This window comes from Streptomyces sp. NPDC097595 (genome assembly GCF_044761525.1).
GTDB classification, from domain to species: domain Bacteria; phylum Actinomycetota; class Actinomycetes; order Streptomycetales; family Streptomycetaceae; genus Streptomyces; species Streptomyces drozdowiczii_A.
Genome location: NZ_JBIWCN010000004.1, coordinates 392,959 through 409,755 on the forward strand (window position 1 = coordinate 392,959; position 16,797 = coordinate 409,755).

General features: G+C 74.7%; 12 protein-coding genes. 5 read left to right on the plus strand and 7 right to left on the minus strand.

Translation table 11 applies throughout. From position 1 onward, the window contains the following. Positions 1-68 precede the first annotated feature (68 nt). The 7 genes from ACIQZN_RS09050 to ACIQZN_RS09080 all read right to left on the minus strand — a co-directional run bounded on the left by ACIQZN_RS09050 (position 69) and on the right by ACIQZN_RS09080 (position 8,083). Positions 69-494 (minus strand): phage tail protein, encoded by a 426-nt coding sequence (locus ACIQZN_RS09050; protein WP_403989768.1) that lies wholly within the window; start codon positions 492-494, stop codon positions 69-71. A 16-nt stretch (positions 495-510) separates the two neighbouring features. Beyond that, the gene (locus ACIQZN_RS09055; RefSeq protein WP_403989770.1) at positions 511-3,624 is read right to left on the minus strand and encodes a hypothetical protein; all 3,114 of its coding nucleotides are present in this window, start codon (positions 3,622-3,624) and stop codon (positions 511-513) included. A 4-nt stretch (positions 3,625-3,628) separates the two neighbouring features. Beyond that, positions 3,629-3,787 carry a DUF6760 family protein gene (locus ACIQZN_RS09060; protein WP_018101391.1) on the minus strand — a complete coding sequence of 53 codons (159 nt, stop codon included), beginning with the start codon at positions 3,785-3,787 and terminating at the stop codon, positions 3,629-3,631. Beyond that, positions 3,784-4,275 carry a hypothetical protein gene (locus ACIQZN_RS09065; protein WP_403989772.1) on the minus strand — a complete coding sequence of 164 codons (492 nt, stop codon included), beginning with the start codon at positions 4,273-4,275 and terminating at the stop codon, positions 3,784-3,786. Before ACIQZN_RS09065 ends, ACIQZN_RS09060 begins: the two co-directional genes overlap by 4 nt. Continuing rightward, a complete protein-coding gene (locus tag ACIQZN_RS09070; RefSeq protein WP_018101393.1) occupies positions 4,272-4,712 on the minus strand; it encodes a phage tail protein in 441 nt (146 codons plus the stop codon). Before ACIQZN_RS09070 ends, ACIQZN_RS09065 begins: the two co-directional genes overlap by 4 nt. Positions 4,713-4,778: 66 nt before the next feature. Then, positions 4,779-6,305, minus strand: coding sequence for a phage tail sheath family protein (locus ACIQZN_RS09075; RefSeq protein ID WP_403989774.1), 1,527 nt, complete (start codon positions 6,303-6,305; stop codon positions 4,779-4,781). Between the two features lie 470 nt (positions 6,306-6,775). Next, positions 6,776-8,083, minus strand: a complete 1,308-nt coding sequence (locus tag ACIQZN_RS09080; protein WP_403989921.1) for a hydrolytic protein — start codon at positions 8,081-8,083, stop codon at positions 6,776-6,778. Between the two features lie 224 nt (positions 8,084-8,307). Here ACIQZN_RS09080 and ACIQZN_RS09085 point away from each other — a divergent pair, with 224 nt between their 5' ends. The 5 genes from ACIQZN_RS09085 to ACIQZN_RS09105 all read left to right on the plus strand — a co-directional run bounded on the left by ACIQZN_RS09085 (position 8,308) and on the right by ACIQZN_RS09105 (position 16,767). Further along, complete coding sequence (locus tag ACIQZN_RS09085) at positions 8,308-9,054, plus strand: LuxR C-terminal-related transcriptional regulator (RefSeq protein WP_403989776.1); 747 nt, start codon at positions 8,308-8,310, stop codon at positions 9,052-9,054. Between the two features lie 181 nt (positions 9,055-9,235). Beyond that, entirely contained in the window at positions 9,236-10,642 is a 1,407-nt protein-coding gene (locus tag ACIQZN_RS09090; RefSeq protein ID WP_403989778.1) for a DUF4157 domain-containing protein, read from the plus strand. 127 nt (positions 10,643-10,769) lie between these two features. Further along, positions 10,770-13,955, plus strand: coding sequence for a hypothetical protein (locus ACIQZN_RS09095; protein ID WP_403989780.1), 3,186 nt, complete (start codon positions 10,770-10,772; stop codon positions 13,953-13,955). Further along, positions 13,952-14,665: a DUF4255 domain-containing protein gene (locus ACIQZN_RS09100; protein ID WP_403989782.1), complete on the plus strand. Its 714-nt coding sequence runs from the start codon at positions 13,952-13,954 to the stop codon at positions 14,663-14,665. Before ACIQZN_RS09095 ends, ACIQZN_RS09100 begins: the two co-directional genes overlap by 4 nt. Beyond that, positions 14,662-16,767, plus strand: a complete 2,106-nt coding sequence (locus ACIQZN_RS09105) for an ATP-binding protein (RefSeq protein WP_403989784.1) — start codon at positions 14,662-14,664, stop codon at positions 16,765-16,767. The genes ACIQZN_RS09100 and ACIQZN_RS09105 overlap by 4 nt, the downstream gene beginning before the upstream one ends. The last annotated feature ends 30 nt before the right edge of the window (positions 16,768-16,797 follow it).

Consider the following 16,797-nt stretch of genomic DNA (forward strand, 5'->3'; position numbering starts at 1 on the left):
GGGCACGGCTCGTGCGGGCTGCGGCGGGCACGGGTTCCCTCCTTCCGGGGCGTTTCTGCGGCGGCGCATCAGGAGGGCACCAGCCCTTCGTGCGCGATCTCCAGCGTCTCGACGGCCGCCTGGGAGTTGGCCGGGTCGAAGGACGGCCCCTGCCAGCGGACCGGGACGATGCCCTGCACCTGCCAGCTGACGATCCGGCTGAGGTCGGGGCGCAGGGCGACGATCTCGCCGTCCTTGCGCTCTACGCGTTGCGTCGTCTCGTTCAGCCAGCGGGCGATCTTGAGCGTGTCGGCGGTGACGGGGCGCGTCAGCGTGATGTTGGTCCAGGTGATCCGCCCCGGCAGCTGCCAGGTGTACCCGTTGTTCCCGCCCTCGGCGTACTGCTCGATCTCCACCTCGGCGCCGAGACCCGAGCAGGTGTGGAACGCGCCGAGGTCGCTGCCGCCGATGGTGAGCTTGAAGAACACGCTCGTCGCGAAGATGTTGTCCGTCATCTGCTGCTTTCTCTCTTCAGCGCCGGCCGTCGTACGGGCGTCCGGAACGTTCCCTGCCCCGCCGCAGGTCCGCCCGGAGCAGCCGGGCGACGGGGTCGATGAGGCGTCGGGCGAGGTCTTCGACGTCGAGGTCCGGGGCGGGCTCGGCGGGCCGCTCGGGCGCGGGCCGCTCGGGCGCGGGGCTCTGGGCGGGCTTGCGCTGGACGACGGTCACCGGCACGCCGGCGAGGCCCGCTTGGGCGACGGCGCGCTGGACGGCCTGCGCGTTGCCCTGCGGGGCGGTCGGCCGTACGGCGGCGGGGCGGGGGGCCTGCGCCACCTCGGGGAGCGGGGGCTCCTGGCCGGCGGGCGGGGCGGTGCGGGCCGGGAGCGGCGCGTGCGGGCGCGGCGGGGCGACAGGGGCGGCGGCGACGCGCTGGACGACGGGGGTGCTTTCCGCGCGGGGGGTGTCGCGCCGCCAGGTCGCCGGTACGACGGGCCGGGTGGTCCCGGCGGACGGCTTGGCGGTGAACCCTTCGGCCGCCCCGGTGCGCACGGCGAGCGTCCGCCCGGTGAGCAGAGCACGGGCGCGCTGCACGGGGGCGGGGCGGGGGGCGCGGCGCGAGGGGACGGGTCGGACGCGGACGGGGGCGTCGGTGGTGCGTTGTACGGCGGGGGCGGCGCTGCGTTGCGCGGCGGGGGCGGTGCGCAGGGGCATCGCGGGCGGCGCGGCGGGGCTGGGCTGCGCGCTCGGCTGGGCCTGGCGCGGTGCGTCGCTCGCGGTGCCGGCGGTGGGCGGGAGGGCGGACAGGGGCGCGCCGAGCCCGCCCCGGGTTCGGGCGTGGGAGCCGGGGCCGGGGCTGGCAGGAAGGGCGCCCGGGTGCGTGGAGCCGGCGCTGTCCGCCGTCTGCCGCTGGACGACGGGCAGCGCGGGGCCCGCTTCGCGGGCGGGCGGGGCGAAGGGAGCCGCGTCTGCGGGGAGTTCACGCAGGGGTTTGCCCAGGGTGGGCCGCGCGGTGCGCCCGGGGGGCGCGGGTGCGCTGGGGGCGGGGCGCACCGGGGTCACGGCGGCGGGTGAGTCCGCCCGGCGCTGGACGACGGGCGGGGTGGGGGCGGCCGGGGCGCCCGGGTGCGTGGGGGCGGACGCGTCCGCCCGGCGCTGGACGACGGGCGGGGTGGGGGCGTCCGCCTGGCGCTCGACCACCGGCGGGGTGGGCCCGTCCGGGGTCGCCCCGGAGGGCCGGCCGCCCAGGGTCGGCCGTACGGAGGAGGGGGCTTCCGCCTGCCGCCGCCCACCCGGCGTGGACGGACCGGCCGCCGGTCCGGTGGACGTGTCCGCCTGGCGCTGAAGCCCGGTCCGGGCACCCGGAGTGGCGGACGTGTCCGCTTGGCGCTGAACCACCGGCCGGGCGGGATCGGCCGGGGCACCCGCGTCTCCGGCCGGCACGGCCACGGGCGGCCGCCCACCCGGCGTGGACGGACCGGCCGCCGGTCCGGTGGACGTGTCCACCTGGCGCTGAACCACCGGCAGGGCGGGAACGGTTGCGCTCGGCTGCCCGTCCGGGGTGGGGCGTACGGCAGGCGCGGCCGGACCCGCCACGGACGGCTGCCCGCCCAGCGTCGGGCGCACGGACGGACCGGTGGACGCGGACGCGTCCGACTGGCGCTGGACCACCGGCAGGCCGGGTCCGTCCGGGGTGGCCGACGGGTCCGTCAGCCGCTCGACCACCGGCAGACCGGGGGCACCCGCCTCTCCGGCAGGGACAGCCCCGGGCAGCGTCGGGCGCACGGAGGGACCGGCAGCCGGTCCAGCCGACGCGGACGTGTCCGACTGGCGCTGGACCACCGGCAGGGCGGGCCCCGCGTGAGCACCCGGCGCGGACTGCCCCGGGGTGCCGGGCGCGTCCATCTGGCGCTGGATCACGGGCAGTTCCGGCCCCACCTGGGCACCCCGCGAGGGCTGACCGCCCGGCGTCGGGCGCACGGACGGGCCGACCGCCGGCGCGGACGCGTCCACCTGCCGCCGCACCACCGGCAGCGCGGGCCCCGCCTGGGCACCCGGCGCGGGCTGCCCCGGGGGGACGGGCGCGTCCACCTGGCGCTGGATCACTGGCAGTTCCGGCCCCACCTGGGCACCCGGAGCGGGCTGACCGCCCGGCGTCGGGCGCACGGACGGGCCGACCGCCGGCGCGGACCCGTCCACCTGCCGCCGCACCACCGGCAGCGCGGGCCCCGCCTGGCCACCCGGCTCGGGCTGCCCCGGGGTGCCGGGCCCGCCCGGTGCCGCCACGGGCGGCTGCCCGTCCAGGGTCGGGCGTACTGAGGTACCGGCGGACGCGGACGGGTCCGCCCGCCGCTGAACCACCGGCAGGTCGGGACCCGCGGGCCCGCCCGAAGGGGCGTCCACGGACGGCGGTTCGCCCACGGGCTCGCCCAGCCCAGGACGTACCGCAGGACCGGCGGACCGGGCCGCCTCGGGCACCCCCGGCACCAAGGGCTCGCCAAGCCCACGACGCACCGCCGTGGAGGCGACAGCCGACACCGTGCGCGGGGGTGTCGCCGGGCGCCGGGCGACGATCAGCGGGGGGCCGGTGCGGCGGGCGCGTACCGGTGTGGAGGGCGCCTGCGGGGGCGCGGGCGTCCCACCGCCCCCGGACGCCGATCCGGGCACGGCGCGGACCACGCGCCGGGACGCACGCGCACCCCGGGCCTCCGGAGCCGAAGGCGCCACGGGCGCCACGGGCGCAGCCGGGCTCGGGGCCGTACCACCGGCGTCCGGGTCCACGGCGCGCAACACCAGCGGCGTCCCCGAGGGCGCACTGCGCGGCGTGCCCGGCGTCCGGGTCACCCCGTGGACGAGCCCCACCGGGGCGGACGGCAGCACCGCGTGGCCGAGCTCGCCGTCGCTGTAGGACACGTTCTGCCAGGACGCGAGGCGGGACCGGAAGCGGAGGCCGTCGCTGACGCCGATCGAGGACCGGGCGACGGTCACCGTCGGCGGCGCGACCCGGCGCCACCCGCCGTCCCAGTCCGCACCGGGACCACCGGGACGCGGGGAGGCGTCGGCCGCTCCCGGGTCCGGAGCGGCCGCCGCCTCCCCGGACTCCGGCCCGCTCGCGGGCCCACGCCGGAACCAGCCCCTCAACTCCACGCCCTCACCCGCTCTCGTTCACGCGGGTGTTGATCCGCGCTATCTCCCTCACCCATTCCTGCCGCTCACCATGCGTGAGGTCGAGGATCTCCTCGCGCTGCCAGTGGAAGTGGTAGGCGATGTACGCGATCTCCTCCCGCAGCCGGGAAGGCGCGTACGTCACGATTCCCCCAGGCGCTCACCCGACAGGTCCACCTCGAACGAGCCCTGGCACAGCGGGCAGGTGACCGCCGCGTGGGTGTGGCCCTCGCTGTTGATGCGGCGGTAGAAGTCCTGGAGGAACGCCACGTCGGTCGCGTACATCCGCTCGACCACCCCGGCGTGCACATCGGTGATCGTGCCGAGGCGGGTGATGACCTGGCTGAGGAGCACCACGCTCAGGTACGCGGGGTTCTCCTTGACCCGGAGGTCGATCTGCGGACGCAGCTCGTCGCGGGCGGTGGCGAGCCGCATGGTCCCGGTCCGGTGGGTCCGGCCCTCGTCGTCCACGTAACCGCGCGGCAGCTCGAAGTCGAACTCGTCCGGACGGCGAGCGGCGGCCGGGGCCGGGGCGGGTGCGGGTGCCTCGGCCGGCGCGGGCGCCGGCGTCGCGGCGGCGAGGGTGTCCAGGACCTGGTCGAGGTCCCCGCCGGAAACGGTCCTGCGCCTCATTCGACCACGATCTCCTCGAAGGTGATGGTCACCGTCTCGGTCGCCGCGCTGGACTCGCCGGCCTTCAGCGAGGGGCCCTCCCAGCGGCTGGCCCAGCCCTGCATCAGCTGGATGCGGCGGACGGTGTCACCCTTCGAGTCCTTGATCTCGATGGTGAGGTTCTGCCGCGCGGTGTCGACGGCGCCGTTGTTCAGCGTCTCCTTGATCCACTTGGTGAACTCGCTGCTCTTGTCGAGTCCCCGGGTGATCGTCACCTCGCCGGCCTGCCGCGCGCCGGGCTGCTTGCGGATGATCTGCTTGCCGGTGGAGGTCACCTGCCGGACCTCCACCACCTCCTCCTCGACGGTGAGGCCGCTGATCTCCTGGATGGACTCCACGAGATAGCCGCCGAGCTGCACGCCGAAGACGTGGGTGGAAAGAGCGTCGCCCTCTGCCATGACTGTCTGTCACCTGTTCCGTTCGCTGTCGTCGTCTGCTGAGTTACTGCGGGAGAGGGACTGCCGTCACTCGTCCACGAGGCTCGTGCTGTCCGAGAACTGGGAGAGGCGGAAGACGACGAACTCCGCCGGCTTCACCGGCGCGACGCCGATCTCGCAGATGACCTGGCCGAGGTCGATGGACGACTGCGGGTTGTTGTCCCGGTCGCATTTGACGTAGAACGCCTCCTCCGCCGTACGGCCGAAGAGCGCGCCCCGGCGCCACTCCTCGGAGAGGAACGCGGTGACGTTGCGCCGGATGCTCGACCAGAGGCGGTCGTCGTTGGGCTCGAAGACGACCCACTGGGTGCCCAGGAGGATGGACTCCTCCAGGTAGTTGAAGAGCCGGCGGACGTTGAGGTAGCGCCAGGCCGGGTCGGAGGAGAGGGTGCGGGCGCCCCAGATCCGGATGCCCCGGCCGGGGAACGCGCGCACGCAGTTGACGCCGATCGGGTTGAGGAGGTCCTGCTCGCCCCGGCTCAGCCGGAGTTCGAGGTCGAGCGCGCCCCGGATGACCTCGTTGGCGGGCGCCTTGTGCACTCCGCGTTCGCCGTCGCTGCGGGCCCAGACGCCGGCGACGTGGCCGCTCGGGGGCATCAGGGTCTGGCGGCCGGTGGCCGGGTCGAGGACCTTGAGCCAGGGGTAGTACACGGTCGCGTACCGCGAGTCGTAGCCGGCGTCGTCGTTGCGCCAGGTGCGGACGCGCTGGGCGTTCATGCCGGGCGGGGTGTCCAGGAGGGCGACCCGGTCGCCCATCTGCTCGCAGTGGGCGATGAGGGCGAGCTGCACGGCGCGGACGCCCTCGTCGTCGATGTCGCCGCGCTGGTGGGCGCTCATCAGGTCGGGGACGGCGACCATGGTGATCTCGTCGATCGCCTCAAGGGCCGCGATGCCGGTACGCGCCGACGCGTCGCCCACGTACTCGGTGGGGCCGGTCCGGCCGGTGGTGGCCGCGTCCGGGGTGGCGGGCGCGAGGGTCAGGCTCTGCTTCTCCGGGCGGGACTGCGCCGTGCCGGGCTGCTCGGTGACCTCGATGAGCTTCGACTGACGGGCCTGGGTGACCAGGTAGCCCTTGACGTTCTTGCGTACGGAGGTGTCGAAGGTCTCCACGACCTTGCCGCCCTGACGGACCAGCAGGCGGAAGCGGTCCTCCGGCGGGTTCTCGCCCTCGGCGTCGGCGACCTCGATGGAGATCCCGTCACCGGCGCCCGGCCGGGCCGAGACCAGGAAGCCGCCGACGGCCACGGAGGGGGCCGTCGCGGGAGCGTCGCCCTGCGGGGCGTCCTCGGCGGGCCCGCCGATGCGCACGATGTACGCGGCGCCGCCGCCGTTGCTGAAGAACCCGTGGACGGCGAGCGTCAGATACGTGTCCGGGGTGAAGGTGCCGAACGCCGAAACGTACTGGTCCCAGCTGGTCACCAGCGTCGGCCGGTGGAAGGGGCCGGTCTCCGCGAAGCCGACGAAGGCGGCGACCGCGGTGCCGACACCCTCGATGGGCCGTGCTCCGGACTGCACCTCCTCCACGTATACACCTGGGGTGAGGTACGACGGCATGCTCGCTCCTTCGGCTGGTCAGACGTTCGCCCGCCCAGTCTTGCCAGCACGTACGCACGGACAGTAGGCCCCAAAGTCCTGGCCCGGGGGCAGGGCCACTGCCTTTCCGGGCCCGCCCGGCCACGACCCCTCGCCGGCGATTAATTTCAGCCAGAAACTACCCGGACCCCGGAGGGGATTCGGCTGGATTTCCACGGTCGTCCGGGGCAACCCGAGGCGGCCCGATCCACTCCGCCCGGTCGGGACGGAAGTGGTCCAGTCCATTCGCCACTTCCGGAAATGCCCGGGAATCACCCGTGAATCACCCCGATTCACCTGCTGCCCGCACTCCGCGCATTTACGCGTCCAGTCGTTCCGGGCGTGTCCGGGTGTGTGGAGGGACACATCCGGATGAACACCGGGTGGCGCATCCCCGCAGGTGGGAATCCCGTCTGTTCACACGTCCGGAATAAACGGAAGGGGACCCGGCGCTATCGTTCGTCTCGCGGGACATCGGTCAGCTCACCGCTGACATTGAGCACTTGGTGACACCCGGAAGCCTGCTTACCGGTGGCCGGAGTCCCAGGCTTCGCGCAGGTCACAGAAACGGTGACCGCCGCCTTCTCCGGTATCTGAATGGGGGTGACCCAGTGATAGTCCTGGTTCCTGAACGTCTCCAGGGCAATGGTGGTGATCTTCCGCTGCCCGAAGGAGATGGTCAGCAGCCCCTCGTCGCCCTGGAAATTGGCCACGACGATGTCCGTGACCCCGAAAGTCTTGCCTTCCGGGACCACATAGGTGCCGGTCTTCCGGCCCCCGGCGGCGGTCTGCACATCAATGGTCGCGGAGCTCTGCTGGCCGTCGCCGTTGCCGGAGCCGCCCGAGCCGCCGGTGCCACCGGTCGAGCCGGAGCCGCCCGTCGCACCGCCGGACCCGTCGGCGCCTCCCGTGCCCTCCCCCTTGCCCTGGGGGTCCTGCTGCCCGCCCCCCGAGGCCGAACCGCCCTGCCGGGGCTGCCGGTTCTCCTCCTGCGCGGCCTTGGCGCCCGCCTCCTTGGCGGTGGAGCGGACGGCCGGGCGCACCAGCGCGAACCAGGCGAGCAGCAGCGCGAGTATCGCCGCGAGCAGGATCAGCAGCCACTTCGGGAACACCGGGATCTGGGCGAACTCGCCCTGAAGCGGCTCCGGTCCGCCCTGCCGGGGGCCCTCGGCCCCGGCGTCCTCCGGCTCCCCGGCCACCACCTCGAACGGCCAGGCGGCCGGCGCACCGAACCAGATCAGCTTCCGGGCCCGGACCTTGAGGCCCGCCTCGGCGGACTCGCCGGGCTCCAGCTTCCGGCGCTCCGGCGTGAACGCGAGGCGCAGTTCCTCGCCCTGCTGCCGGCCCGCGAGGGACACCTCCGTGGGAGCGTTCCCGAGGTTCTGTACGACGGTACGGAAGCGGGCCCCCAGCCAGCCCCGGCGGCGCCCCGGTTCGAGGCGGGCGCGCAGCTCGTGGAACGGCTCGACCACCACCGTCATCTCGGGTACGGCCACCGACTCGGGGTGCTCGGCGGGCAGCACCCGTACGCCCAGGGGCTTCTCACCGGCGCGGACCTCGTGGGACCGGGGCGGCGCGAAGCGCACCGTGACGGTCTCGGAGGTGCCGGGGTAGAGGGAGACCCGGGCCGGTTCCACCGTGGTCCACGCCGCACAGTCGCCGACCACGTCCAGGGTGTACGCCTCGACGATGTCGCCGTCGTTGCGCACGGTGAGCGTGGTCGTCGCTTCGGCGCCGGGCGTCACCGTCACCGTGGGCATTGCGAGTTCGGCAGATGTGGTCACCCTGCGACGTTAGGCCGCACCGCGTCCCCGGCAGCAGGGGCGCGAGGGCAATGTGCGGGCAGGGGCGGTGCCCCGGGGGCACACCCGCGCCGGGTGCCCGCACCGCATCCCCGGGCCAGGTCGCCCTGCGCCTCCCGGACGTTCGCGTGTGACACCGGACGTAACGGAATTCGGCGGAAGCGGCCCAGAAGGACGAGCACATGACCACGATCACGACAGACATGACGACGACGGGGGCGGCGAGGGGGGCGGCGACGGGGGCGGCGCACCCGCGCGCCCTCGCCCCGCCCGAGCAGCCCGCGCCCGGCATACCCGCCCCGGCGTCCGGCCGGGTCTCGGTGGCGGTGTACGCGGAGGACCTGATCCTCCGGACCGGGGTGGTGCAACAGCTGCGCCGGCGCCCGGAGATCGAGCTGATCCCGGACGAGGAGGCGGACCGGGCCCAGGTCTCCCTGGTGGTGGTGGACATGGTGAACGAGCCCGCCGTCCAGCTCCTGCACCGCCTCCAGCGCAATACGGCGACCCGGACCGGCCTGGTCGTCGGCTATTTCGAGGCGGGCGCCCTCCAGACGCTCATCGAGTACGGGGTGGCCGCCGTGCTGCGGCGCGGGGAGGCCGACCAGGACCGGCTGGTCCATCTGGTGACGGCCATCGCGAAGGGCGAGGGGGTCCTTCCCGGGGACCTCCTCGGCAAGCTCATCGACCACGTCAGCAGCCTGCACCGCTCGGTCCTGGACCCGAGGGGCCTCTCGCTGTCCACGCTCACGACACGGGAGGCGGAGATGATCCGGCTGGTGTCGGAGGGGTACGGCACGGCGGAGATCGCGCAGAAGACCTCGTACTCCGAACGCACCGTCAAGAACGTGCTGCACGAGGTCGCGACCCGGCTCAACCTGCGCAACCGGGCGCACGCGGTGGGGTACGCGATGCGGCACGGGCTCATCTGACACTTCGTCGGGTACCGGGAGGGCAGCGCTCGTTGCCCCCTCGGTGCCCGCGCGCGGCCGTCCGGCCGACGCGCGCGTCCCGGGGCCTGCCCCGGTGCCCCTTGCCCCGGACCGCGCCGGACCGGTCTGGTGGCGGTGACCGTTCGTGGAAAGGCAGACCGTTTCGTGGAAAGGCAGACCGTTGTCCCAGCGTGAGCACCGTACCGACCGGACCGCCGAGACCCGGTCCGCCCCTTCACGCGGCCAGTCACCCGCCGAACGGGCCGAACTCCTCGAAGTCCAGCGCACCCTGGGCAACGCGGCCGCCCTGCACCTGCTGCGGCAGGCGCGGGAGGAGCCCCCGGAGCAGCCCGCGCAGCCCGCCGTCCAGCGCTCGGCCGTCCACGACGTGCTGAACGGCAGCGGCAGGCCCCTGGGGGCTTCGCTGCGCGCGGAGATGGAGTCCCGGCTCGGCGCGGACTTCTCGGACGTACGCGTCCACGACGACGCGGCGGCCCGCGCGTCCGCCGCCGGGGTCGGGGCCCGCGCCTACACCAGCGGCCACCACGTCGTCATCGGCGAGGGCGGCGCCGACAAGCACACGCTGGCCCATGAGCTGACCCACGTCATCCAGCAGCGACAGGGGCCCGTCTCCGGCAGCGACAACGGCTCCGGGCTGCGGATCTCCGACCCGTCCGACCGCTTCGAACGGGACGCCGAGGCGAACGCGCACCGGGTGATGCGGGGCGCGGCCGCGGCCGCGCACGAGGGCCACGCGCACGAGCAGGAGCACGCCCACACGGCCGGGGACGGCGTCGTCCAGCGGGCGCCGGAGCAGACCATGGGCCGGAACATCGCCGCGGGCCTCGGCCAGTACGGGGCGCAGATCGGTGAACTGGCCGCCAGGATCGGCACGACGAGCGAGAACGTGATCAACGCCCTGCTCGATCCCGCGTACGACCCGATGGGCGCGCACGACATTGCACCCGAGATCCTGGACAGCAACCTCAAGGACCCGATCGAGTACGCGGCGTGCTTCCCCACCGCACACGACCTCTTCCCGGTGCTGACCGACCCCGCCGTGAACCCGCCCCGGCAGGGGCCCAACCCGGAGCGGGCCGCCGACATCCAGGAGTTCCAGGCGGCGGTGCACACCCTGACGGACTCGATCCGGGAGGCATGGTCGGAGGGCCTGCAGTCGGTGTTCCGCATCGAGTACGCGGGGCACGGCTTCACCCTGGTGATCCGGATCGCCGAGGACCAGCAGCCGCACATCGAGCTCATCGAGAGCCTGGCTCACGCGGCCGGCATCACCACGTCGCTGAGCAACGCGCCGGGTATGACGGTGGACCATGTCCTCGACGCTCTGACCGCGATGTCCTCCGGTGACGTGACCGAGCGGGTGCGGGGCGCGGGCCTGCTCGGCTGGAACGCCCACGCCCTGTACCTCGGGGATCCCCAGCCGACCGAGCAGGAGCGCTTCCCGCAGACCCGGATGAAGTGGTGGCGGCAGCCGCTGTCCCCGCAGGCCGGTGACAACTGGCACACCCAGTTCAAGCTGCGCTTCAACTTCGTCGCCCAGACCTATGGCACCACACAGCTGACCTGACGGGACCGCGGCAGCCCCAAAGGGCAGCCGGGCTTCCCCGTTTCCGGGACTCCGGGCCCTGTCCGGGAGCCCGTTCGGACCGCATGCTCATCGTGGAGAGCCATCGACCCAGACTGTGAGGTGGACCGTGGGCGGTCCTGCTGGCCCGGCAAGGGGAGCCCGGCTGCGCCGGCTCGGCGGTGCCGTGTTGCTGCTGACGCCGTTGCTGGTGGCGGGGTCCGTGTCCGCCCCGCAGGGCGCCCAGCCGGCCGCCGCCGCGTCGAAGGCGGTGGCCGACACCGGGCGGATCGCCTTCGCCGGTACGGGGCACCGCAGCCTCGGCCGGGTCACGTCCGAGAACGACACCGCGGATCTGTTCGGGGGCCGCGTCCCGGCCCACTACGACCAGGACGCGTACGGGCGGGGCGACGCGCTCGTCTTCACCAGCCTCCGGGACGAGACGCGCCCCCAGGTCTACCTGCGCCGCGCGGACGGCGGCGTACTGCGCCTGACCCGCGGCATGGACGCCGCGCACCCCGAACTCTCCCGCGACGGGAAGACCGTGGTCTTCGACTCGCCCGGCAACGGCGGCCGCCGGGACCTGTGGTCGGTGGCCGTCGACGCGCCCGGGAAGCCCCGGCAGCTGACGGACACCCCCGCCGAGGAGACGTCCCCGACGCTCTCCCCGAACGGCAAGCGCATCGCGTACGCGAGCGACGGCGGGCCCGAGCCGGGCACCCAGGTCTACGCCCGCGACCTGGACGGCGGCCCGGTGACCTGCCTCAGCAACAGCGCGGAGGGCGACGCGGACGAGCCGGAGTGGAACCCGGTGAACGACGGCGTCCACGGGTCCCGCGTCTCGTACACGCTGCACGTCGAGCCGGCCTCCGACACGGACACCGGGCACCGGCTGCGGGTCACCGACGGGCCCGGGACCGCGCGGCCCGTGCTGACCGCTCTCGGCAACGACTGGGGCTCCCGCTCCTCGGCCTGGCTGCCGGACGGCGAGGGCCTGCTCTTCCTCAGCCCCAACACGGACTGCGGCTGCTCCGTCTACGACCACGTCTACCGGATCGTGTCCCTCGGCGACCCCACCCCGCACATGGTGCTCGACGAGGACCGCGAGGTCGGGCCCCCGGCGGCGCTCGGCTCCCCCGACTCCTGGTCCGTGGTCGTCACCCGCAGGACCACCGAGGACGGCGACCTCGTCACGCTCCAGGACATGCGGCAGGACGGCTCCGACCCGCGCGACCTGCGGATCGACGTCCTGCGCGAGGACCCCGAGGCGAAGACCAACACCAGCGACGACCCCGCCGACGACCCGCTGTTCCACCCGCGCCCCGGCTACGACGCCTGGACCGAGCGGCAGACGTACACGCCCGACGGGCGGCGCATCGCCGTGACCCGGTTCGAGACCATCGACGGGCAGCGGGTCCAGCGGATCTGGCTCGCCAACACCGACGGGACGCGCCCGTCGGCCATGAAGCTGGACGGGCGCGGCCCCCGGGACCGCGACACCGACCCCTCGTTCTCGCCGGACGGCACCCGGCTCGCCTTCACCCGGTCCACGCCCGGCACGGACGGCTCCTGGAGCAGCCGGGTCCTCGTCGCGGACGTGGCCTCCGGGCGCATCACCGGTGAAGTGGTCCCGCCCGAGGGCGAGGTCACCGGCGCCGACGCGCAGCCCACCTGGTCCTCGGACGGCACCCTGCTGGCGTTCACCCGGGCCGAGGTCATCCGGGGCCTCGGCGGCATCAAGCACGTCTGGACCGCGCCGCTGAAGGCGCTGGGGCAGCAGCAGGACCTCAGCCGCATCGGCGGCTGCCCCGGCGAGTGCAAGGTCATCGACGACAGCCCCGCGTTCTCGCCGGACGGCAGGTCTGTCGCCTTCAACCGCAAGGACCGCGCGGACCAGATCAACCAGCGCGCCAGCGTCGTCGTCGTCGCGCCGGACGGGACGGACTGCCGGGTCGTCCTGCCGACCGGCCGGAGCGACGACCCCACCGCGTGCGCAGCGCCGATCCCGGACGTCGAGACGACCGGCCCGTACCAGCCGCGTGACGTGGCCTGGTCGCCGGACGCCTCCCGGCTGGTCCTCAGCCACCGCCGGGACCGGGCGCCCAGCTCCCCGGAGCAGCTCTCCGAACTCGACCTGGCCACCGGCACCCTGACCCCGCTCACCGCGGAGCTGCCCGGGCGCCAGAAGGAGCCCGCGTTCCAGCAGAAGGTGGACCTGGCCGTCACCGCGCCGCCCACCGCACCCACCGTGGAGACCGGCTCCTCGGTGACCGTCACGGTCACCGTCACCAACAACGGACCCGCCTCGTCCCCTGGCACCACGCTGGTCGCCGACCTCCCGCCGGGCGTCCGGCTGGACGGCATGACCACGCCCACGGGCCCCTGCGCCACCACGTCCCCGGCCTGCGACCTCGGCGTGCTGGCGCCCGGCGACGAGGTGCCGGTCACCGTGCGGCTCATCGGCGTCACCAACGGGCCCTGGCAGCTGGGCTGGTCGGTCAACGGGTCGGTGGTCGACCCCAACCCCACGGACAACGCCACCGGCACGACCGTACGCGTCCGCACCCTCCCGGACCTGCCCAGCCCGCCGCCCTCCGGACCGGCCACACCGCCCAAGCTGCCGCCGCCGGCCGCACAGCCGCCCGCGCAACCGCCCCTGCCGCCCGCGCCCGAGGCCGGTCCCGGCGTCGTCGTCCGCGCGCAGCCCAGCCCCGGCTATGTCGGCGGCCGGGTCGTGGTCACGTACACCGTCCGCAACGGGGAGAACGCCCTGGCCACCGGCCTCCGGCTGCGGCTCGGGCTGCCCTCCGGCATCCCCGTGGCCACGCTGCCGCCCGGCTGCACCGGCGAGGTCTGCGAGGTCCCCGACCTGGCGCCGGGCGCCTCCTCGGTGCTGCGGGTCGTGCTCGCCCCCGACCACGCCCTGCGCACCCGGATCACCGGCACGCTGACGACCACCGGCACCGACGCGGACCGGGGCGACAACGTCTCGCGGATCTCGCTGCGCATCCTCCAGCCCCGGATCATCTCGGTGCCGGAGATCGGCAAGCCCGGGTTCGTCACCTCGGTGCGCGGCAAGGACTTCCCGCCCGGGGTGCCGGTGAAGCTGGCCTGGAAGCCCGGGATCACGGCCGCCGCCGCGCCCACCCTGCCGGGCCGGGACGGCACGTTCATCGCCCAGCTCCTGATCCTGGTCAAGGACCGGACCGGGCCGCGCACGATCACCGCGTCAGGCCCCGGCTTCTCGCCGGTGAAGACGGACTTCCTCGTGGTGACGGGCAACCTGGTGCCGCCGGACGAGATGGGTCGCCGGTGATCCACGAAGTGGACGAGGCGCTGCGGCTGCTGCTGGTGGACGCGGGCCTTGAGGACAGCGGCGTGGACCTGGTCTTCGACGCCCCGACGAAGGACTGGTCCGCCCGCCGCAACGCGCCCACGGTGAGCGTCTTCCTGTACGGCATCCGCGAGGACGCGACGCGCCGCCGCAGCGGCACGTCCGAGGAGTACGACGCCGAGGGCCTGGTCACCGGCCGCCGCACGCCCCCGCGCTGGTTCGAGCTGACGTACCTGGTGACGGCGTGGACCAATCGCCCCCAGGACGAACACCGCCTGCTCTCCGAGGTGTTGCGCTGCCTGATCCGCACCCGCGCACTGCCCGCGAGGATGCTCACGGGCAGCCTCGCCGACCTCGCCCTCACGGTCGAGATGGAGGCCGCTTCGGCCGGCTCGGGCGACCGCCCGTCCACGGTGGACGTCTGGTCCGCGCTGGGCGGCGAACTGAAGGCCGCGATCGACGTACGCGTCTGGGCCCCGCTCTCCGGCGAGGTGGAGCCGGCCGGGCCGCCGGTCACGGAGGGCCTGCTCGTACGCACGTCCGCCGCCGTGGACGGCGAGCCGACGGACCCGGGCCGCCGCCTGCGGTACGAGGACGGCGCCACGGCCGCGTCCGGCGCGGGCTTCGCGGCGGAACGGGAACGCCGACTGCCGCCGGGTCGGCGGAAGCGCGGGGGCGGGGTCGCCCGGTGACCACCGCTCAGCGGCTCTCCGCCTCCGACACCGCCCTCGCCGAGCTGTGGGAACGGCTCGGGCACGTCGAGCGGCGGGTGCGGGTCGCCGTCGCGCTGCGGCACGAGGGGGACCCCGCACCGGACGATCCCCTGCGCGGCCAGTACCTCACGCCCGCCGGTGTCGAGCGGGTCCTGGACTCGCGCGACGCGTTCCTCCCCGTACCGGACCTCGGTCCCGCCGCGCAGCCCGAGAACGGGCGGATCGCGGAGCTGGCCGAACGGTTCGGGCTGACCGGGCCCGATGTGGAGCTGCTGCTCGTCGCCATGGCGCCGGACATCGACGCACGGTTCGAGCGGCTGTACGGGTATCTCAACGACGACCTGACCCGGCGCCGCGCCACGATCGGCCTCGCCCTGGAACTGTGCGGGCTGCCCGGCGCGGGCCCCGGCCGGTTCCGGTTCGCGCCGTCCGCGCCGCTCGTCGCGGCCGGTCTCGTGGAGGTGCTGGAGCCCGAACGGCCCCTGCTCTCCCGGGTGCTGCGCGTCCCGGACCGGATCACCGCGCACCTCCTCGGCGACGACGAGGTGGACGCCCGGCTGCACGGCCTGGTCCGGGTCGCGGACCCGGACGACGAGCCGGACGGCGGCCCGGTCGCCCGGCGCGTCGCGGCGGCGGCCGGCGCCGGGAGCGGGTTCACGCATCTGCTGGACCGGGGCGGCGACCCGGCCCGCCTCGCCGTCGCCGCGCTCACCGCGTCCGGGCTGCGACCGCTCGTCGTGGACCCGGCGGCCCTGACGGCGGCGCCGGAGCCCCTGCAGGCGGTCAGGATGCTGGCGACCGAGGCCCGGCTGAGCGGCGGCGGGCTCGTCCTCGGCCCGCTGGAGACGCTGGCGCCGGAGCAGCCCAAGGGCGCCGCGCTCCTCGGTGCGCTGTGCGCGGCGGTCGGCGGCGGCTCGCCGTTGCTCGTGTACGGGCGCAAGCACTGGGACCCGTTGTGGGCCGGGGAGAGCCCGGTGACGGTCGCGGTCCCGCCGCCGGACCCGGCGGACGCGGTACGGCGCTGGCACGGCGCGCTCACCGTGGCCGGGGCCGCCGCCGCCGGGCTCGCCGCCGGGACGGAGGAGGCGGACGCCCTGCTCGCGGACGCCACCCGGGCGTACCGGCTGGACTCCGGCCAGATCCGCCGGGCCGCCGACGTGGCCGTCCGGCTGGCCGCGCAGGAGGGCCGCCCGGTGGGCGCCGCCGACCTGCGGACCGCCGTCCGGGCGCAGAACGGGGCCGGGCTCGCCCGGCTCGCCCGGCGCATCGAGCCCACGGTCGGCTGGGACGACCTCGTGCTGCCCCCGGCGACCCGCCGCCAGCTCTCCGACCTGGCCCTGCGCGCCCGCCACCGCGACCAGGTCCTCGGGCGGTGGCGGATGCGGCCGGGCGGCGGCCGGGGGCGGGGCATCGTCGCGCTGTTCGCCGGCGAGTCCGGGACGGGCAAGACCATGTCGGCCGAGGTCGTCGCGGCGGACCTGGGCATGGAGCTGTACGTGGTCGACCTGTCGTCCGTGGTCGACAAGTACGTCGGGGAGACCGAGAAGAACCTGGAACGGATCTTCGTGGAGGCGTCCGAGGTCAACGCGGTGCTGCTGTTCGACGAGGCGGACGCCGTCTTCGGGAAGCGCTCGCAGGTCAAGGACGCCCAGGACCGGCACGCGAACGTCGAGTCGGCGTACCTGCTCCAGCGCGTCGAGTCCTTCGACGGCATCGCCGTACTCACGACCAATCTGCGGGCCAACCTGGACGAGGCGTTCACCCGCCGCATCGACGTGGTCGCCGACTTCCCCGTACCGGACGCGCAGCAGCGCCTCGCCCTGTGGGAACGCTGCCTCGGTACGGAGATCCCCCGCGCCCCGGACCTCGACCTGTCGACGTGCGCGGACAGGTTCGAGCTGACCGGCGGCTCGATCCGGGCGTGCGCGGTCACGGCCGCGTACCAGGCGGCGGAGTCGAGCCGCCCGCTGGACACGGAACAGCTGGTCGGGGCGGTGCTCGCGGAGTACCGGAAGCTCGGACGGCTGGTCCTGGAGAGCGAGTTCGGCCCGTGGCTGGAGCGTACGAGGCGGCGCGGATAGCCCGGACGACCCGTCTCCTATCATCAGGTG